The 18,455-nt window shown below is 70.8% G+C and carries 17 protein-coding genes and 2 pseudogenes; 6 read left to right on the top strand and 13 right to left on the bottom strand.

Annotated features, from left to right (window positions below; genetic code table 11):
- Window positions 1-7: 7 nt before the first annotated feature.
- Window positions 8-2,059 (bottom strand): DNA gyrase/topoisomerase IV subunit B, encoded by a 2,052-nt coding sequence (locus QP939_RS06000; protein ID WP_285455558.1) that lies wholly within the window; start codon window positions 2,057-2,059, stop codon window positions 8-10.
- Window positions 2,060-2,193: 134 nt separating this feature from the next.
- Window positions 2,194-3,771 (bottom strand): hypothetical protein, encoded by a 1,578-nt coding sequence (locus QP939_RS05995; protein ID WP_285455557.1) that lies wholly within the window; start codon window positions 3,769-3,771, stop codon window positions 2,194-2,196.
- A gap of 107 nt (window positions 3,772-3,878) precedes the next feature.
- Between QP939_RS05995 and QP939_RS05990 the strand changes: the two genes are divergently transcribed.
- Both QP939_RS05990 and QP939_RS05985 read left to right on the top strand, forming a co-directional pair.
- On the top strand, window positions 3,879-4,967 hold the full coding sequence (locus QP939_RS05990; protein WP_285455556.1) for an LLM class flavin-dependent oxidoreductase: 1,089 nt from the start codon (window positions 3,879-3,881) through the stop codon (window positions 4,965-4,967).
- A 165-nt stretch (window positions 4,968-5,132) separates the two neighbouring features.
- Window positions 5,133-5,720, top strand: coding sequence for a CE1759 family FMN reductase (locus tag QP939_RS05985; protein WP_285455555.1), 588 nt, complete (start codon window positions 5,133-5,135; stop codon window positions 5,718-5,720).
- A 48-nt stretch (window positions 5,721-5,768) separates the two neighbouring features.
- Here the strand turns inward: QP939_RS05985 and QP939_RS52175 are convergent.
- Window positions 5,769-5,888, bottom strand: a pseudogene (locus QP939_RS52175) (HNH endonuclease); the annotation flags it as partial.
- A 156-nt stretch (window positions 5,889-6,044) separates the two neighbouring features.
- Here QP939_RS52175 and QP939_RS05980 point away from each other — a divergent pair.
- On the top strand, window positions 6,045-6,992 hold the full coding sequence (locus tag QP939_RS05980) for a cold-shock protein (protein WP_285455554.1): 948 nt from the start codon (window positions 6,045-6,047) through the stop codon (window positions 6,990-6,992).
- A gap of 151 nt (window positions 6,993-7,143) precedes the next feature.
- Here the strand turns inward: QP939_RS05980 and QP939_RS05975 are convergent.
- The 6 genes and pseudogenes from QP939_RS05975 to QP939_RS05950 form a co-directional block, all read right to left on the bottom strand.
- Window positions 7,144-7,634: pseudogene (locus tag QP939_RS05975) on the bottom strand (IS5 family transposase); the annotation flags it as partial.
- Window positions 7,635-7,835: 201 nt separating this feature from the next.
- Window positions 7,836-8,186, bottom strand: coding sequence for a DUF222 domain-containing protein (locus QP939_RS05970; protein ID WP_285455553.1), 351 nt, complete (start codon window positions 8,184-8,186; stop codon window positions 7,836-7,838).
- Window positions 8,183-8,314, bottom strand: coding sequence for a hypothetical protein (locus QP939_RS05965; protein WP_285455552.1), 132 nt, complete (start codon window positions 8,312-8,314; stop codon window positions 8,183-8,185). The genes QP939_RS05970 and QP939_RS05965 overlap by 4 nt, the downstream gene beginning before the upstream one ends.
- Window positions 8,315-8,317: 3 nt before the next feature.
- Window positions 8,318-8,911: a dihydrofolate reductase family protein gene (locus QP939_RS05960; RefSeq protein ID WP_285455551.1), complete on the bottom strand. Its 594-nt coding sequence runs from the start codon at window positions 8,909-8,911 to the stop codon at window positions 8,318-8,320.
- A gap of 2 nt (window positions 8,912-8,913) precedes the next feature.
- The gene (locus QP939_RS05955) at window positions 8,914-9,378 is read right to left on the bottom strand and encodes an SRPBCC family protein (RefSeq protein WP_285455549.1); all 465 of its coding nucleotides are present in this window, start codon (window positions 9,376-9,378) and stop codon (window positions 8,914-8,916) included.
- Window positions 9,375-9,710: an ArsR/SmtB family transcription factor gene (locus tag QP939_RS05950; protein ID WP_285455548.1), complete on the bottom strand. Its 336-nt coding sequence runs from the start codon at window positions 9,708-9,710 to the stop codon at window positions 9,375-9,377. The genes QP939_RS05955 and QP939_RS05950 overlap by 4 nt, the downstream gene beginning before the upstream one ends.
- 144 nt (window positions 9,711-9,854) lie before the next feature.
- Between QP939_RS05950 and QP939_RS05945 the strand changes: the two genes are divergently transcribed.
- From QP939_RS05945 to QP939_RS05935, 3 genes are read left to right on the top strand one after another with little or no spacing between them, the layout of a single operon-like run.
- Window positions 9,855-11,300 (top strand): serine hydrolase domain-containing protein, encoded by a 1,446-nt coding sequence (locus tag QP939_RS05945; protein WP_285455547.1) that lies wholly within the window; start codon window positions 9,855-9,857, stop codon window positions 11,298-11,300.
- The gene (locus QP939_RS05940; RefSeq protein ID WP_285455546.1) at window positions 11,267-11,683 is read left to right on the top strand and encodes a PGPGW domain-containing protein; all 417 of its coding nucleotides are present in this window, start codon (window positions 11,267-11,269) and stop codon (window positions 11,681-11,683) included. Before QP939_RS05945 ends, QP939_RS05940 begins: the two co-directional genes overlap by 34 nt.
- Window positions 11,684-11,701: 18 nt before the next feature.
- The gene (locus QP939_RS05935; protein ID WP_285455545.1) at window positions 11,702-12,364 is read left to right on the top strand and encodes a TetR/AcrR family transcriptional regulator; all 663 of its coding nucleotides are present in this window, start codon (window positions 11,702-11,704) and stop codon (window positions 12,362-12,364) included.
- Here QP939_RS05935 and QP939_RS05930 read toward each other — a convergent pair.
- The 4 genes from QP939_RS05930 to QP939_RS05915 form a co-directional block, all read right to left on the bottom strand.
- Entirely contained in the window at window positions 12,324-12,986 is a 663-nt protein-coding gene (locus QP939_RS05930) for a Rossmann-fold NAD(P)-binding domain-containing protein (RefSeq protein WP_285455544.1), read from the bottom strand. The two genes, QP939_RS05935 and QP939_RS05930, sit on opposite strands and share 41 nt — an antisense overlap.
- Before the next feature lie 10 nt (window positions 12,987-12,996).
- Window positions 12,997-13,392 carry a carboxymuconolactone decarboxylase family protein gene (locus tag QP939_RS05925; RefSeq protein WP_285455543.1) on the bottom strand — a complete coding sequence of 132 codons (396 nt, stop codon included), beginning with the start codon at window positions 13,390-13,392 and terminating at the stop codon, window positions 12,997-12,999.
- A gap of 107 nt (window positions 13,393-13,499) precedes the next feature.
- Window positions 13,500-15,857, bottom strand: a complete 2,358-nt coding sequence (locus QP939_RS05920; protein WP_285455541.1) for a hypothetical protein — start codon at window positions 15,855-15,857, stop codon at window positions 13,500-13,502.
- Between the two features lie 88 nt (window positions 15,858-15,945).
- Window positions 15,946-18,444, bottom strand: coding sequence for a LamG-like jellyroll fold domain-containing protein (locus QP939_RS05915; protein ID WP_285455540.1), 2,499 nt, complete (start codon window positions 18,442-18,444; stop codon window positions 15,946-15,948).
- Between the last annotated feature and the right edge of the window lie 11 nt (window positions 18,445-18,455).

Here is an 18,455-nt window from a genome sequence, read left to right as displayed (position 1 = left end):
AAGAAAATCAGGCGTCGATGGCTTCGCGGTCGACCCGGTCGGAGGAGGCGACCAGCCAGTTCCGCCGGGGCTCGACCTTCTCGCCCATCAGCAGTTCCAGCGCCGCCTCCGCGGCCTCGGCGTCGTCCATGGTGATGCGGCGCACCGAGCGCGTCGCCGGGTTCATCGTGGTCTCCCACAGCTCGTCGGCGTCCATCTCGCCGAGACCCTTGAACCGCGGCACCGGCGTGACGATGTTCTTGCCCGCGCGCTCCAGCTCGGCGAACTTCTGCTCCATCTCCCGCTGGGTGAAGGTGAAGTGCGTCTCCGGGTTGCGGCCCTTGGTGACGAGCTTGTGCAGCGGCGGCATCGCCGCGTACAGGCGGCCGTCCTCGATCACCGGGCGCATGTACTTCGCGAAGAGCGTGATCAGCAGCGTCCGGATGTGCGAGCCGTCGACGTCGGCGTCCGCCATCAGGATCACGCGGCCGTAGCGCATGGTCGACAGGTCGAACGTGCGCCCGGTGCCCGCGCCGAGCACCTGCACGATCGACGCGATCTCGGCGTTCTTCAGCGTGTCGCCGAGCGACGCCTTCTGGACGTTCAGGATCTTGCCGCGCAGCGGGAGCAGCGCCTGGTACTCGGACACGCGCGCCATCCGGGCCGACCCCAGCGCGCTGTCACCCTCGACCAGGAACAGCTCGCTGCGGGAGACGCCGGTGGTGCGGCAGTCGACCAGCTTCGGCGGCATCGCCGCGCCCTCGAGGGCGGTCTTGCGCCGGGCGGCGTCCTTCTGCTGCTTCTGGGTGAGCCGCACGCGCGAGGCGTCGACCACCTTCTGCAGCACGACCTTCGCCTCGGACTTGGTCTTGCGGTCCTCGGTCCACGCCTTGACGTGCTTGTCGACGATGCCCTGGATGACCCGGGTGATGCCGGCGGTGGACAGCTCGTCCTTCGTCTGCGACGTGAACTGCGGCTCCGGCAGCCGGACGTGGATCACGGCGGTCACGCCCTCGAGGACGTCCTCGATCGTCGGCATGTCCTCCTTGGGCTTGAGCAGCCCGCGGGTCTTGGAGATGGCCTCCTGCAACGCCTTCGCCATCGCGCGGTCGAAGCCGCGGCGGTGCGTGCCGCCGTGGACGTTGCGGATCGTGTTGGTGAAGCACTCGACGGTGCGCTCGTAGCCGGTGCCCCAGCGCAACGCCACCTCGATCTCGGCGTGGCGCTCCACATTGGACTGCATGACGCCCGCGGCGTCGGCCGCGTTCTCCTTGTACGTGCCCTCACCGGTGATCAGCAGCGTGCCGCAGACCGGCTTCTCGCCCGACGGCGTCAGGAAGTCGACCATGTCGACCAGGCCGTTCGGGAAGTGGAACGTCTCTTCGTTGATCGTGTCCTCGATGGCCGTGCGCAGCACGTACGTGACGCCCGGGACGAGGAAGGCGGTGTTGCGCAGCTTCGACCGGACGCCTTCGACGTCGAGCGCCGCGCCGGACTCGAAGTAGCGCGAGTCGTACCAGTAGCGGATCGACGTGCCGCTGCGCTCGCCGCGCTTCATCTTGCCGACGACGTTCAGCCCGGACCGGCGGGTGAACTTCGCCTTCGCGCCCGGACCGTCGAAGGTGCCGGGGACGCCGTGCTTGAACGACATCTGGTGGACTTTGCCGTCCTGCTTCACCGTGACGTCGAAGCGGTGCGACAGCGCGTTGACCGCTGAAGCGCCGACGCCGTGCAGGCCGCCGGAGGTCTTGTAGCCGGAGCCGCCGAACTTGCCGCCGGCGTGCAGGCGCGTCAGCACCAGCTCGACGCCGGACAAACCGGACTTGGCGTGCGTGCCGGTGGGGATGCCGCGGCCGTCGTCGTCGACCTGGACGCTGCCGTCGGCGTGCAGCGTGACGACGATCTTCGTCGCGTGGCCGGCGACACCCTCGTCCGTCGAGTTGTCCACCACCTCGGAGAAGAGGTGGTTGATGCCCCGGCTGTCGGTGGAGCCGATGTACATCCCGGGGCGTTTGCGGACGGCTTCGAGACCCTCGAGATGGGTGAGGTCGTCGGCCCCGTACAAGGTCTCGGCAGTCACAGGGTCGTTCTCCCGGATCGTGGCTCGCGAAAGTGCTGGTGGTGGTGCGGACTCGCCTGCACCGTAGTGCAGGATATCCGCCGACCCCGACAACTTCCGCGCGCTCCCGTCCCGGGAGTGGCGCGCGCCGCTCCCTACTTGGGGTCGTAGCCCAGGTCGGGCCACAGGCCCAGCAGGGCTTCGATCTTCCGCGGGACCTGGAAGCTGTTCCGGAAGTTCGGCTTTTCCCCGATCGCGGCGAGGCCCTTGCGGAGGTCGCCGAAGACGGGGCGAGAGGCAGTCTCCCGCGTCAGGAGGTAGCAGTAGGTCCGGCGGGGGTAGGCGTACTCGTCCGTGTAGGCGTGCAGGACGAGGCCCGGGGCCTCGATCCGCGAGCCGACCAGGGCACGGCCCTGCTTCTGGCTGTAGACGCGGATCACGTGCACGCCGGCGCGGAGGGTGCGCGGCGGGTCCTGGCCCTGGCCGTCGTCGGCCCAGAAGAGCTCGACGCGGAAGGGCGATTCGCCGTTCTCGCCGGGGTGGGTGTGGTCGCGGGCGAGTTCCTCGAGGCGGTACTCGGCTTCGGCCGAGGGTTCGCCGCCTTCGACGAGGCTGACGAGGTACAGCTCGGCCGGGCGCGGCCAGGAGGGCCGGGGCACGTCGGTGGCTTCCGGCGCAACCGGTTCCGCGGTGTCGGTGTCGGCCGGGGTGGCTGCCGTGGGCTGCTCCTGGACCGGAGTGCCGGGCTCGGCCGGGTGGGTCGGCGACGTGGCTGACGTGGCGCCGGGCGGGTTGGCCCCAGCTGGGCTGGTGCTGGCCGGGCTTGCCGCGGCGGACGGGCTGGCGGGGCCTGCCTGATCGGGACTGGTTGGGCTGGCACCGGCCTGGCTCGCGGCTGCGGCCGGGCTGGCCGGGTTGGTGCTGGCGGATCCGGCTTGGCTGGCACTGGCGGTTCCGGCCGGGTTGGCGTCGGCCGGGCGCGCGGAGCCGGCTTGGCTGGCGCCGGCCGGGTTGGCGGATGCCGACCGGGCCGCGTCGGCCGGGTTCGCCGGGCGCACCGGCGACGGCGCGGCGGGGCGGACCGGTGAGGCCTGCGGGGTCGCGGCCGGGCGCACCGGAGTTCCGGGGCGGGTCGCGGGCGGTGTGCCCGGGCGGGTGACCGCGGTCCGGGACGGGGCCGCGGCCGAGCGGGTGGGCGCCGCGGGGCGGGCGGTGACCGGTTTGCCCGCGCCGTACTGCTCCAGCAGCGGCTCCAGGTCGCCCGCGGTCAGCGCGGGGCCGGCCAGGTCGGCCCACTCGAGCCAGGCTTCCTGTGCCTCTTCGACGGTGTGCTTCTCGTGCGAGACGGTGACCGCCTCGAACAGCTGCCGGGGGCCGGCCGCGGTGACGTCGGCCGAGCCGACCACCACGAACGACGGGTCGTCCTCGGCGATCACCAGCTTCGCGTTCAGCCCGCGCAGGGAGTGCACGAGCACGCCCGCCTTCACCCAGTGCAGCAGCGCGTGCGGGCTGGTGGCGCCGGAGAGCACCGTGTCCAGGCTCGCGTCCGTGATCAGGGTGTCCCCGGGTTCCAGGGGCAGCAGCGCGGCCGCGCCGGGACCGACGTGACCGAAGGCGGCCACCAGGTTCCGGCGCGGGGCGAGCAAGGGGGTGATCGAGGCCCAGATGTCGCGACCGGCGAGTAGTCGTACCGAACGTTCTGCCAAACCCAGCCGAGCGAGCTCCGCGTCCATGTCCCTGACCTTACTTGGTGGGCTCCGCGGCTTTGACGGCCGGAATATCTCTTGCTTGGAAGTAGTTGAACGCGCATGTAAGATGGGCTTCGCGAAGGGAGCGGGTCATGCAGTTCGGAATCTTCACGGTGGGCGACGTCACGACCGATCCCACGACGGGCACCACGCCGACGGAACACGAGCGCATCAAGGCGATGGTCCGGATCGCGCTCAAGGCGGAGGAGGTGGGCCTGGACGTGTTCGCGACGGGCGAGCACCACAACCCGCCGTTCGTCCCGTCGTCGCCGACGACGATGCTCGGCCACATCGCGGCACAGACGTCGAAGCTGATCCTGTCGACCTCGACGACGCTCATCACGACGAACGACCCGGTGAAGATCGCCGAGGACTTCGCGATGCTGCAGCACCTGGCGGACGGCCGCGTCGACCTGATGATGGGCCGCGGCAACACGGGCCCGGTGTACCCGTGGTTCGGCCAGGACATCCGCCAGGGCATCCCGCTGGCGATCGAGAACTACGCGTTGCTGCGCAAGCTGTGGCGCGAGGAAGTGGTGGACTGGCAGGGCAAGTTCCGCACGCCGCTGCAGGGGTTCACGTCGACCCCGCGGCCGCTGGACGGAGTACCCCCGTTCGTCTGGCACGGTTCGATCCGCAGCCCGGAGATCGCGGAACAGGCGGCGTACTACGGCGACGGGTTCTTCGCCAACCACATCTTCTGGCCGACGTCCCACTTCCAGCAGCTGATCGGGTTCTACCGCCAGCGCTACGAGCACTACGGCCACGGATCGGCGGACCAGGCGATCGTCGGCCTCGGCGGGCAGGCGTTCATCCGGCCGAAGTCCCAGGACGCGTGGAACGAGTTCCGGCCGTACTTCGACAACGCGCCGGTGTACGGGCACGGACCGTCGCTGGAGGAGTTCACCGAGCAGACGCCGCTGACGGTCGGGAGCCCGCAGGAGGTCATCGACAAGACGCTGACGTTCCGCGAGCACTTCGGCGACTACCAGCGGCAGCTGTTCTTGATGGACCACGCGGGGTTGCCGCTGAAGACGGTGCTGGAGCAGCTGGATCTGCTGGGCGAGCACGTGGTCCCGGTGCTGCGCAAGGAGATGGACTCGATGAGGCCCGCGCACGTGCCGGAGGCGCCTACGCACGAGTCCCTGAAGGCGGCTGCCTTGGTGGGTAGCGAGGCGTGACCCTGGTGGGGGTTGCGGTGTGAGGTTGCTGGTGCGGGCCGGGCGTGAGTGCGGGGTTGCCTGGCTTCGCAGGCGTGAGCGGCGTCGGGCTCGGCTCGGCGCCGGGTTGGTTCTTGAGAATTCGGCGTTGCGGCCGGTGCGGCCGGGCGCTGTGAGGAGTTAGTCATGAAGCTTGCGGTTGTTACCGCGGGGTTGTCGGTGCCCTCGTCCACCCGGCTCTTGGCCGACCGGCTGGCCGCCGCGACCGTGGCCGCCGCCGGGGATGCTGTCGAGGTTTCCGTGGTGGAACTTCGGGATGTGGCCCTCGATGTCACCAAGAACCTGCTCACCGGCTTTCCGAGCCCGGAGCTGCGGGCCGCGATCGAGACCGTCACCGGTGCCGATGCGCTGGTCGTCGTCACGCCCGTCTTCACCGCCGGTTACTCCGGGCTCTTCAAGTCCTTCTTCGACGTTCTCGATGCCGACTCGCTCGTCGGCAAGCCCGTCCTGCTCGGTGCCACCGGTGGTACCGAACGGCACTCCCTCGTCATCGACTACCAGCTGCGTCCGCTCTTCGCCTACCTGAAGGCGGATCCGGTCGCCACCGGGGTCTACGCCGCCTCCTCGGACTGGGGCAGCAACGAGGGTGGCTTGCAGCGGCGGATCGAGAAGGCCGGTGCCGAACTGGCGGCCCTGGCCGCCGGGCGGGTTGCCGCTCCCGTCGAGCCCGACTTCATTCCCTTCGACCAGCTCCTCGCCTCGACCGGGGAGTGACGTGGGTCCAGGCCCGTAGCCGGTCGGCTACGGGCCTTTCCCGTGTCGTCAGGCCGCGAACGGGAGAGGTTCGTGGATGTTGTCGCGCCGGGGTTTTCGGCGCCTGTCCAGGTAGGCCGGCGGCAAGAACTCCGGGTGACCGTCGGCCGCGATGCGGACTTCCCAGCCCAACTCAGACCTGGTCTCAAAACTCGGCGTGTCGCCAAGTGAACCAACGGCCCGCCCCTGGCTCCGCACCGCCGCCTGTGGGCCCGACCCGACGGACCGGAGGTCTGTCAGAGAGACTGGGGGGCCAGTGCCCGCCCTCTCGACCTGGAGTCTTTGATGCCGCAAGGGACCGTCCGTTGGTTCGACGCCGATCGTGGTTTCGGCTTCCTCGCGCCCGAGGACGGCTCGCCGGACGTGTTCGTGCACGCCTCCGAGATCGTCGGGGACGGCGGCGCGAAAATGCTCCGCGAGGGTCAGGCCGTCGTGTTCGAGATCGGCGAGAACGACCGCGGGCCCCAGGCGCTGCGCGTTCGCGTCACCGCCGATGCGGCCACCGGCAGCGCCGTGGGCCTGCTCGGCACCATCAACTGGTACGAGCCGGGCAAGGGGTACGGCTTCGCGTCGCCGGACGGCGGCGGCGCCGACATCTTCGTGCACAGCTCCGCCATCGTGACCGGCGGCGTGGTCACCGAGGGGCAGCGGGTGGCCTTCCTGATCGTCGAAGGCGAGCGCGGCCCGCAGGCCGGGTATGTGATCCCGCTGGGAGCAGGGGCCGGCTCACCCGCTGCGGCTGGTATCGCGGACGGTGCCGACGGCACGGTGGCCTGGTACGACGAGGACAAGGGCTTCGGCTTCATCAACCCCGACTCCGGCGCCGGGGACGTCTTCGTTCACGCCCGGGCCCTGGCCGAGGGGCTGACGTGGCTCGCGGAGGGCGACCGCGTCGCCTACGAGGTGGCCAGTGGAGACAAGGGCCCGCAGGCCCGCGACGTGCACCTGGTCCGGGGCGCCGAGCCCCAGACGGCGCCGCAGCGGTCGGCACCTGCCGCGGCCGCAGGGCCGACGGCGCGGGACGTGCCCGTACGAGGCGGCGAGGGCGTCGTCGCGCGCTACGACGCCGACCGCGGCTTCGGCTTCATCACCCCGGACGCAGGCGGCGACGATCTCTTCGCCCACGCGTCCGTGGTCATGGGGTCGGAGCCGCTGCAGAAGGGTGACCGGGTCCGGTACGCGGTGCGTCAGAGCGACCGGGGCCCGCAGGCCGACCGCGTCGAACGCCTCTGAAGAGGCGGCCCCACCGATGGCTGATCACTTGCCCGACGAGAGTGCTCGTTCATCCCCGTCGATGGTGCCGTCAGCAACGCGGCTGCAGCCTCCTTCAGGAGATCGACTTGGTCGCAGAGCTCGATCTTCATGAGCTGGCGGACGTTGATCACGGTGCGGGCCAGCGTGAGTAGCGGGTGTTTGCCGCCGACAACATGATGTGCAGCGGTAGCCCGTTCGCGTCGCACAGAACGCGGTACTTGGAGCCGGCTTTACCCCGGTCAGTGGGGCTGCGGCCGGTCAGCTCGCCCCCTTTCCGACCGCACCGACACCGCGTCGATGCAGCCTCTGGCCCAGTCGAGCTCGTCGATGTTGGACAGCTCGTCGAGCACGAGCTGGTGCAGCCGGTCCCACACGCCGGCGTCCTGCCACTCAGGTAACCGCCGTCACGCGGTGTGCCCGGAACCGCATCCGAGCTGCTCGGGTAGGTCTCGCCAGCGGCAGCCGGTGTCGAGCACGAACAAGATCCCCTCCAGCGCGGCACGGTCATCGATCCGGGGCCGCCCACCCGGACCGCGCGGCGCTGGTCGGGACGGGATCGGGGGGTTCGATCAGCTCCCAGAGCCGGTCTTCGACCCGCCGCTGCTGCGTCGTCTTCGCCACGACTGCCCACGATCGACGACCAGGACCGGCAAGTTACGCAGTGGTGGGCGCACATCAAGACCGTGGTGGCCAGGTTGGTCGGGCCTCCGTCGGCCCAGTGCCGGATGTGGTGGCCCTGGCAATGCCTCGGCGGGCGGTGGCAGCCGGGGAACGCGTAGCCTCGGTCGCGCAGGTACAGCGCTCGGCGGAGTCCGGCCGGGATCAGGCGGCGGAGGCGGCCCAGGTCGATCGCGTCGGAGAACGCATCCCCGTAACGCGCTTGCGGGGAACGGAAACTCCCGGGTCGGGCGCGGGGCCGTCCGGGTCGAGGTGCGCCACGATTCGGGCGCCCAACGCGGCGACCTGCTTGTGTCCGGCGTCTTCGGCCAGGGCGAGGTGGTGCTGTTCCGCGTCTTCGCGGTGCTCCGCCGGGATTTGCCGCAGCGTATCGACGATCACGTCGATCATCGGGGCACTCAACGAGGCGGCGGCCCGGCCGGTCGCCGCGGCCACCGCGGGCACCGGACTGCCGTCGAGATTGCGACCGGAGTTGAGTGCGCGGGCGCGTTTCACCACCCGCTCGGCGGCGGCTTTGGGGACATCGGCGAGGTGTTCGTAGAGGCGGGCAGCAGGGCACCGAGTTCAGCGTCCGCCGTGCGGATGGTCGCGAGCAGCTCGCCGACGCGGTCGGCCAAGGCCACCGATCAGCTGGTAACTCGATACCGGAGATGCGTAACTCCTTCCCCCGCAACGACTTCGACGATCTCAAGCGACGCGACGTCGGCATCGAGCCCCTCGAAGTACCGCACCCCGGAACCGAGAAACACCGGCACCAGATCGACTTTCACCTCGTCGAGCAGCCCCAGCGCAAGGCATTGCCGCGCGATGGAGGGCCCGGAAACCCCCACATTCCCGTCCCCGGCACGCCGAGCCAGCTCCACAGCCTCCGAGACATCGGAAACAAACGTGAACGGCGCCAAATTATCCGGCGACCAGTCCGGCGGCGGCCGATGGGTGACGACGAACGCCCGGCCGCCACCGGGCGGTCGCCCGCCCCAGCCGTGCGTGTAGTCGAAAACCCTTCGCCCGCAGACGAACGCGGACCCCGCGGCGGCCGCCAGGTGCCGCCGCAGGTAGTCCGCGCTCGCCTCCGCCACGCGGAACGTCATCGGGTAGCCCACCATCGGCACCTCGACGTCGCCCGCCGTGTACCAGTCGAACAGCGGGCCGACGCTGTCGTCCGGGCGGGCGACGAACCCGTCGAGCGACATGCAGAAGCTCGCCATCACCACCGGCATCCTCACTCCTCCTTTTCGAGGAGCGTGTCGAGCCGCTCGTACGACTGCTGGATCCCCTTGTTCATCCCGCTTTCCATCGCCGCGTCGCGGGCCTCGACCGACGGGTACACCGAATGGCTCACCATGCGCGTGCGGCCGCCGAGGTCCGTCAGCGTCATCGTCTCGAGCGTCACCTCGCCCGGGGCGCCCTCGTACTCGAACGTCTGGACGATCCGCTCCTCGCTCACCGTGTGGTACACGCCGCGGAAGCGGTACTCGCCGCGCTCGTCCCGGTGGACGTAGTGGTAGCCGCCGCCGGTGCGAGCGTCGAACTCGATCAGCTCCATCTCCATGCCGTGCGGGCCCAGCCAGCGGACGATCAGGTCCGGGTCGGTGTGGGCGCGGAACACGGCCGACGGCGGTGCGTCGAACTCGCGGGTGACCTCGATGAACGGCGTTCCGGGCCGGGCGGTGATCGTGGTGCTCATGACTTCTCCTCCATCGTGTTCAGGACGGCGTCGAGCCGCCGGTAGGTGCGTTCGGTGGCCAGCCGGTACTGGTCGATCCAGCCGGTCAGCGCTTCGAGGGCGGACGGCACGAGGTGACAGGGGCGTCGCTGGCCGTCGCGGCTGCGCGTGATCAGCCCCGCCTGCTCCAGGACCTGGATGTGCCGGGAGATCGCCTGCTTCGTGATCGCGAAGGGCTCGGCCAGCTCGTTGACCGTCGCTTCTCCGCGCGAAAGCCGCGCGACGATCGCCCGGCGCACCGGGTCGCCGAGCGCCGTGAACGCCCGGTCCAGTGCCTCCTCGTCAACCGCCATTTTTATCAACCAATCTCTTTATCAACCGATGCGTTGACAATAAGCCCGCAGTGCCGCATCCGTCAAGAACCTGCCGAAAGTAGGGGGTGGCCGACGTCGTCAGGCAGCCGCGGCCGGGTGCCGAAGATCCCTAGCTTTACCCCCATGACCAGGCTTTTCCTCGTGCTCGCGGTGCTGCTGCTCGGCACCGCGACCCCCGCCGCCGCGGCGCCGGGCCCCGACGTCGACGCCTACGTGCGCGCCTACCTCGACCACACCGGCCTGCCCGGTGCCGCCGTCGCCGTCACGCGCGGCGGCGACGTCGTCCGCGTCGCCGGCTACGGCCACGACGCCGCCGGCGCGCCGATCACCGCGTCGACGCGGCTGCCGATCGCGTCGCTCAGCAAGTCCATGACCGCCTTCGCCGTCCTGCAGCTCGTCGAGGACGGCCGGATCGCGCTCGACGAACCCGTGACGCGCTACCTTCCAGAATTCCGGCTCGCCGACCCGCGCGGCGCGCGGATCACCGTCCGGATGCTGCTCGACCAGACGTCCGGGATGGCCGACTCCGCCTTCCCCGACCTGACCCTGCCGCAGCCGCACACGCTCACCGAAGCCGTCGAACGCCTGCGGGACGCCGAGCTCGCCGACGAGCCGGGTGCGAAGTTCCACTACCACAACCCGAACTACGAGGTGGCCGCGCGGATCGTCGAGGTCGTGGCCGGGCAGCCCTTCGCGGAGTACCTGCGGACGCGGCTGTTCGCGCCGCTGGGGATGACGTCGAGCAGCGAAGTGGACGGCCCGCCCGCCGACCTCGGGAAGGGCCACGTGCGCGCCTTCGGGTTCGAGGTCCCGGTGACCGAACCGGACTGGTTCACCGGCGGCAGCCACGGCGTGCTGACCACCGCCGAGGACCTCTCTCGGTGGTTGGTCGCGCAACGCGACGGCGGTGGGGTGCTCTCCCCGGCGTCGGTCGCGCTCGCGCACACCCCGGCACCCGGCCGCGACTACGCCCTCGGCTGGGCGGCCTGGCGGCCCGGGCAGCTGAGCCACAACGGCGAGTGGTTCACCCACACCGCCGCGCAGGTGCTGCTGCCGGACGGCTACGGCATCGCCGTCGTCGCCACCACCGGCCTGGCCCTGGACAACGACGCCGAAACGCTCGCGCAAGGCCTCGCCACGCTCGTCCGGGGCGGGACGCCGGAGCTCGCGCTGCCCGCCGGGGAGGTCGCGGACCGGGTGCTCGCCGGGCTGATCCTGCTTTCGATGCTGCTCGCCGCGCTCGGCGTCGTCCACGCGCGACGGTGGGCCGCGCGCCGCCCGCACTGGCTGCGGTTGCTCCCGTGCCTGCTGCCCGGTCTGGTGCTGGCGTTCCTGCCGGACCTGATGAGCGTCGTGTTCGCCGGGCGCCAGGGCACGTTCGGGCAGCTCCTGTACGTCTGGCCGGGCGTCATCCTCTGGCTCGGCGTGGCCACGCTCTGTGGTCTGACCGTGCTCGCGACGCGCGTTCGCGCCCTCGTGAGTGGCACGGTGCGGCGGCGACGGGAAGAATCGGGCGAAACGACGGGAGTGGTGGCGTGGGCATCGGCAAACAGGCCAAACGCATCCTGATCGCGTCGGCGGGCGCGGTCCTGCTGGTGGTCGGCGTGCTGCTGCTCGTCCTGCCCGGACCCGGGCTGCTCCTGGTACTCGCCGGCTTGCTGGTGCTCGCCTCGGAGTTCCCGGCGCTCGAGCGGTACGTCGACCCGGTGCGCGACCGCGCGATGAAGGCGGCCGAGGACAGCGTGTCCTCGCCGCTGCGGATCGCCGGTTCGGTGCTGGCCGGGCTGGCGCTGCTGGCGGCCGGGATCGTCTGGGGCACCGTGCGGTCGCTGCCGTTCAGCGGCTGGAGCACCGGGTCGAGCCTGATCCTGTCGTCGGTGATCCTGTTCGCGTTGCTGGGCTGGAGCTACCGGCGGGTCAAGTCCCGCCGGGAGGCCGTTCGCGAGCGCTGACGCGTTAGGGTCGGCGCCATGAGCGCCGGATTCCAGCGCGCCCGCCGTCCGGAGCAGGTCGAGGCGCGTCGCACCGCGATCCTCGCCGCCGCGCGGGAGCTGCTGGCGCAGCGTCCGGTCGCCGACATCAGCCTGCGGGAGCTCAGCTGCCGCGTCGGGCTGGCGAAGTCCAATGTGCTCCGCTACTTCGACAGCCGCGAGGCCGTCTTCCTCGAGGTCCTCGAAGGCGAGTGGACGGACTGGCTCGACGAGCTGGAGCGGGCTCTCGGCGATCCCACACCGCCGGAGCCCGGCTTCGCTCGCGAGGAACGCGTGGCCCGGACGATCGCGGCGACGCTCGACCGGCGGCGCCTGCTGTGCGAGCTGATCAGCTCGATGGCGCCGGTGCTGGAGCGGAACATCTCGCTCGAGTTCGCGCGCGGGTTCAAGCGCCGCGCGGCCGCGAACACCGAACGGCTCGGCGCGCTGGTCCGGACGCGGGTGCCGGAGCTGTCGGCCGGCGCGGCCCGGCACTTCGCGCTCGGCGTCGTCGTGCTGGTGTCCGGGGCGTGGCCCTACGCCAACCCGACCGACGCCGTCGCGGTGGCCGCCGCCGAGCTGGGCGGGGTACCGGAGTTCGCGGCGGGGCTGGCCGAAGGGCTCACGAACCTGCTGGCCGGTCTCGTCGCGCGAGCGCGGTGATGTCGGCGTTCTCCAGGACGGGCCGCTCGTAGCCGGAGCCGGCGACGGCCAGCATCGCGCGGCCGATGTCCTCCGTCGTCGTCACCATGCGCGGCAGCACCCGCCGCAGCGCCGGGTAGAGCGGCATCACGATGCGGTAGAGCACCCGGTACAGCGGGGTTTTCGAGGTGATCCCGTGCAGTGGCTGGATGTAGCCGGGGCGGAACGCGAACGTCCGCAGCGGCTGCCTGGCGAGGGCGTTCTCCGTGGCGCCCTTGACCCGGGCCCAGCGCACCCGGCCGCGTTCGGTGCCGTCGGTGCCGGCGCCCGAGACGTACACGAACGTGGTGCCTTCCGGCAGTTTGCGGGCCACCGAAAGGGCGAGCTGGTAGGTGATCCGCTCGTAGTCTTCCGGCGCGACGCCGACCGAGGAGACACCGAGGCAGAAGAAGCACGCGTCGTACCCGGTGATCGGCTCGAGGGCGAACAGGTCCTCGGTGACGACCTCGGTCAGCTTGGGGTGGCTGACGCCGACCGGGGACCGGCCGACCGCCAGCACCGCCTCGACGCGCTCGTCGAGCAGGCATTCCCGCAGCACGCCGCGCCCGACCATGCCGGTCGCGCCGAACAGGACCACCCGCACCGCGTTCACCTCAGTCCGTGGTCACCGGCAGCAGGCCTCGCTCACCGAAGACCTTCTTCGCCGTGAAGGTCGCGTTCAGCGCCTTCGGGAATCCACAGTAGACGGCAGAGTGCAGAAGCGCTTCGACGATCTCCGCCGGGGTCAGGCCGACGTTGAGCGACGCGTTGACGTGCACCTCCAGCTGCGGCTCGCACCCGCCGAGCGCGGTGAGCATGCCCAGCGTGACCAGCTGGCGGTCGCGCGGCGCGAGCCCGGGCCGGGCGTAGATCTCGCCGAACCCCCAGGACACCACGGCCTCGGCCAGCGCGGGGGAGACGTCGGCGAGGTTGTCGAGCACGCGCTGCCCGCTCTCGCCGTCGATCGCGGTCAGGGTCTTCAGGCCGAGTTCGAAGCGCTCGTCGGTCATGTCGGGTTCCTTTCCCCAGTTCGTCGTTGCCTGATCGACGCTAGGGGCTGGAGTGCGCTCCAGGGCAACCGTGACGGCCACCACGCCGGGTGGCCGTCACGGCCGGATCAAACCGCGTGCCTCGCCGACGCCGTCCCGGAGCCGAGGTCGACGGAGAAGCCCGTGCTCAGGGGGTCGGACAGCAGTCCGAGCGCGTTGACGCTGCGCACGTACAGGGAGATCGACGACGCCGTCTGGTCGGCCGGCACGGTGAACGTCATCGTGCCGGTCCCGTCGGTCGCGGGCACCGTCGCCTCCGGCTGCGCGCCCAGCACGTAGCGGAAGGCCACCGCGTTCGGCTGGGTCGTGGTGAACGTGCAGTGCACCTCCTGGCCCGGCCGCAGGTACCCGTTCGTGTCACACGTCATCTGCGGCGAGATCTGCTTGGCGAGGAAGTAGTACCGCCGCGTCTCCGACTGCGTGCCGTCGCCGAACGTGCTCGTCACCAGCAAGGTGTGCGAGTACGCGTGCAACGGCGTCAGCGTCACCGTCGCCGAACCGTCGGTCCCGGCCGGGACCGTGACCGGCGCGTCGTCCTCGAGGACGTACGTGTAGCTCACGACGCCCGGTACCGGCGAGGTGAACGTGAACTGCCCCGGGATCGTCGTGCCGCCGCTTTCGACGTACTCCGGGTAGTCCGTGCTCGTCACCGTCGGCTGGTTCGACGCCACGTCGACGTAGGTGTCCGTGCTGCCCGAGCGCACGCCGGACGCCGTCGTGCTGAACACCGTCAGCTGGTGGTAGCCCGACTCGGCCGGCGTGATCATGGCTTTCGCGGTGCCGTCCGCGAGGGCGGGCACGGTCACGGTCTCGCCGCCGTCCCAGCTGTACCCGAAGGTCGTCGACCCCGGGAGCACCGCGTGGAAGGTGAACTCGGCGGGCGCGCCCACCCGGACCCCTTCGGGCACGTCCACCGTCGGCTCGCCGAGGCGGATGCCCGGGTGGTGCGTGGTGGCCGCGGTCAGGTTGCCGTTGGTGAGCCGGGTCCGGACCGTGAGCGTCTGGAACTGCTCGGGTTCGGCCGGGGTCACCGTGACCGTCGCCGTGCCGTCCGGGCCCGCCGCGACCGTCGTCTCCGCGCCGTCGTTGAACTTCCAGGCGTAGGCGGTCGCGCCGCCGTTGCCGCGCGGGCTGAACGTGCACTGCCGCGGCACGCCGACGTAGTCCGACGACGGCGTGCACGCCACCGCGGGCTCGTTCGAGCCGACCCAGAACCGGTAACCGCCCGAGGGCGAGGTGTTCCCGGCCGCGTCGACGCTCCACGCGTACATGTCCTGCGGCCCGCTGCGGGTCGGCGTGTACTGGACCGTGGCCTGGCCGCCGGGGTGGTCGGCGGGGACGTACCCACCGCCCCAGGTGAAGCCGACGACGTCGGTGTCACCCTGGGCGTCGAAGGTGAACGAGCCGGGGATTCCGGTACCGCCCTTGGTGATGTCGCTGTAGTCGTAGTCGGGCGAGGTGATCACCGGACCGGCGGCGGGTGCCTTGAAGTCGGTGGTGAACCGGCAGGTTCCGCTCCACTCGCTCGCGGCCAGGCTGTCCTTCGCGCGGACCTGCCACTCGTAGGTGACGCCGTCGGCGAGCTGCGAGCCGGGGTCGTAGTACGCCGAAAGGGAGCCGTAGACGTCGTCCGTCCCGGTCGTGCGCTGGTCCGGGTGGTCGACGGGCCACCAGGCGAACTCGGCCGAGAAGTTCATGTCGTCCGGGTCGCTCACGGTCGCCGACAACGCCGCTCCGCCCGGGCGGACCAGCGGGTTGCCCGCGCAGGGGTGCTGCCCGGTCTTCAACGCCGTCGGCGTGGCCGGCGGCTGGTTCTTCTGCAGGCTCACGTACAGCATCGGCCGGTACGTGCGGGCGAAGCGCGGGTTGTACTGCTGGCCGTCCGGCAGGCGCAGGACCAGCGTCAACGACGGAAGCCCGGCGTCGATCGCCTGCTGCAGCGCCGGTGCGGCGTCCCAGTCGAGGTAGTCGGACGGGCAGACGTCGAGACTGCCCGGACCGTCCAGTTTGGACAGTTCGCGCGGTTGCGCGTCCCACGTCGGGGCCTTCCGCGCCGGGGCCGTCACCCACAGCTCGGTGCCGCGCGGCACCGAACAGTCGGCGACGGTGGTCTCCTTCCCGGACAGCTCCGCGGAAAGCACTTTCGCGCCGCGCAGCCCGGTGAGGTCGAACGTGAAGTACGACTTCGAGACGTGCTTCTTGCGGTCGGGCGTGATCTTCGCGCCGATCGGCGCGTCCCCGGCCGGGTTGACGAAGCTGGTCTTCGGCTGGGCCGAGTCGATGTAGGACCAGGACGTCGATTGGATGGACGTGTACGTCGTGGCCGAAGCCGGTGCCGCCAGCAGCGCCGATCCGGCCGTGACCACCGCCGCGGTGACGGCGAGGACGCCCGCTCTCGCGGGCAGGGTCGATCTTCCGGAGCCCAAACGGCTCACCCCCAACAGATGCGTTGACCCGGGAGACCGCGATCGCGATCTCCCGGGTCATACACGCGCGAGGGGCGTTAGTGGTTGCCTACTTCCCGCTGCTGTACAACGCGCTCACGTCCGCGTCGGACAGTGCCCGGTCGTAGACGTGCACCTGGTCGACCGCGCCGTTGAGGAAGTCGACCGGGCCGCCGCCGTACTTGCCGCGGCCGATCACCGTGTTGCCGGTCGACGCGTCGCCGAGGCAGACGCTCTTCGTCGCGGCCAGCTGACCGTCGACGTACAGCTTGAGCGTCCCCGCGGCCGCGTCACGGACGCCGACCACGTGGTACCAGCGGTTCGCCTCCGGGGCCGTGGGCGCCAGGGCCCGCGTGCCCACGAAGCTCATCGCCAGCCGGTGGTCCTGCCCCGAGTACTGCAGGAAGAACGCGCTGTTGCTCGGCCCGTCCTGGCTGACGATCGTCTGGAAGCCGTCACCCACGGCGTTGAACTTCACCCACGCCGCCGCGCTGTAGCTGCCTTCGGTGTTCACCAGGGCGGCGCCCGTGTCGGCGTACTGGCCCGACCCGTTCACCGCGAGCGCCGAACCGCTCTTGCCCGCGGTCCAGGACGCGCCGCCGACGAGCGTGGCGTCGTGGTCGCCCACGACGTCCGCCGCCACGGTGCCCGTGTTCTCGTCGAACGGGTACGCGGCGATGCCGTCGATGCCCGGCGTGCCCTGCGGGACCGAAGGCCCGGACACCGGCGCACCGGTGGCGCCCTTGATGACCGCGAGGTTCGCCGCGCGGACCGCCGCGAAGTCCATCTTCTTCACCTGCCGGTCGTAGGTGAAGAAGCCGTTGACCTCCTTCTCTACGTCGGTGGTCTGCGTGTAGACCCCCGCGGAGACGCCGCACCGCTGCGCGACCAGCAGCAGGCGCTGCTGCAGCTCGCCGTAGCGCCGGGTCAGCGTCGCGCTGTCGGGCTCCATCTCGTAGGCGAAGCTGCCCGCCGGGTCGAACTGGTGCCCGTCGACCTTGAGGCCGAGGCCGCCGTATTCACCGTCGACGGCCGCGCGGGTGCCGGTCTGCATCGGCGTGCCCGGCCCGGTGTAGGTGTGGTCGTCGTAGATGTCGCCCTTGCCGCTGTCCGGTTCGGACCTACAGCAGTTGACGCCCGATTCGGCGTTGACCAGCCGCGACGGATCCCACGACTTGACCTCGTCGGCGATCCGGCCGACCTCGTAGTCGCCCCAGCCCTCGTTGAACGGCACCCAGGTGACGATCGACGGGAAGCTGCGGTGCTGGTCGATCATCCGCTTCATCTCGGACTCGTAGTTGGCGCGCGAAGCCGCGGACGGCTCGACGTCGTCCTTCATCGCGGGCATGTCCTGCCACACCATGAGCCCGAGTTTGTCGGCGTAGTAGTACCAGCGGTCCGGCTCCACCTTGATGTGCTTGCGCACCATGTTGAAGCCGAGCGCCTTCTCCTGCTCGAGGTCGAACTTCAGGGCCGCGTCGGTCGGCGCGGTGTAGATGCCGTCCGGCCAGAAGCCCTGGTCGAGCGGGCCGACCTGCATGACGAACTTGCCGTTGAGCAGCATCCGCTCCTTGCCGTCGGCGGTCTTGCCGACGCTGATCGACCGGATGCCGAAGTACGAGCCGACCTCGTCACCCGAGGGCGCGAGCCGCACGCGCAGGTCGTAGAGGAACGGGTCGTCCGGCGACCACAGGTGCGGCCGGTCCACCTTGAGCTTCAACGGCGTGTTGGCGTCGCCGGTCACACGTCCGACGGGGCGGCCGTGGTCGTAGGCGATGGCTTCGACGCGCTGCCGCACCGGGCCGCCGACCACGGCGTTGACCGTGACCGAGCCGCTCGCGACGTCCGGGGTGACGTCCAGGCGGTCGATGTGCGCGGGCGCCACCGGCTCCATCCACACCGTCTGCCAGATGCCGGAGGTGGGCGTGTAGAAGATGCCGTCACCGGGCTGGCGCTGCTTGCCGATCGGCTGCCCGCCCTGGTCGTTCGGGTCGGCGACGCCGACGACGAGCTCCTGGGACTTCGCCGTGCTCAGCGCGTCGGTGACGTCGACGGACCACGCGTCGTAGCCGCCGGTGTGGCGGGCGACGGTCCTGCCGTTGACGATCACCGTGGCGTCGTAGTCGACGGCCTGGAAGTGCAGGAGCAGGCGCTGGCCGCGGCCGACCTGCCAGGTCTTCGGGACCTCGAACGTGCGGCGGTACCACATGTTCGTCTCGTGGCGCATGATCCCGGACAGCGCGGACTCGACCGGGTACGGCACCAGGATGCGCTCGCCGAGCGTCTTGCCGATCGGCGCGGCCTCACCCGGGGTGGCCTTGGCGAACTCCCAGACGCCGTTGAGGTTCTGCCAGGTGCCGCGGGTCAGCTGGGGCCGGGGGTAGTCGGGGAGGGCGTTGGCAGGGGAGACGTCCTTGGTCCACGGCGTGGACAGCGGGGGCGTGAGCCGTTGCCACTGAGGGGTGTCGGCGGCGCTCGCCGCCGGTGCGGTGCCGAGACCGGCGACCGCGACGGCGAACGCCGCGGCGGCGGTCAGCCATCTCCGGGTTTTTCGGGCAGGGCGGAACATCGTTGAACCTC

This window comes from Amycolatopsis nalaikhensis (assembly GCF_030264295.1).
Taxonomy (GTDB): domain Bacteria; phylum Actinomycetota; class Actinomycetes; order Mycobacteriales; family Pseudonocardiaceae; genus Amycolatopsis; species Amycolatopsis nalaikhensis.
The sequence above is the reverse complement of the archived record's forward strand: the minus strand, read 5'-3'. Positions and strand labels throughout refer to the sequence as shown.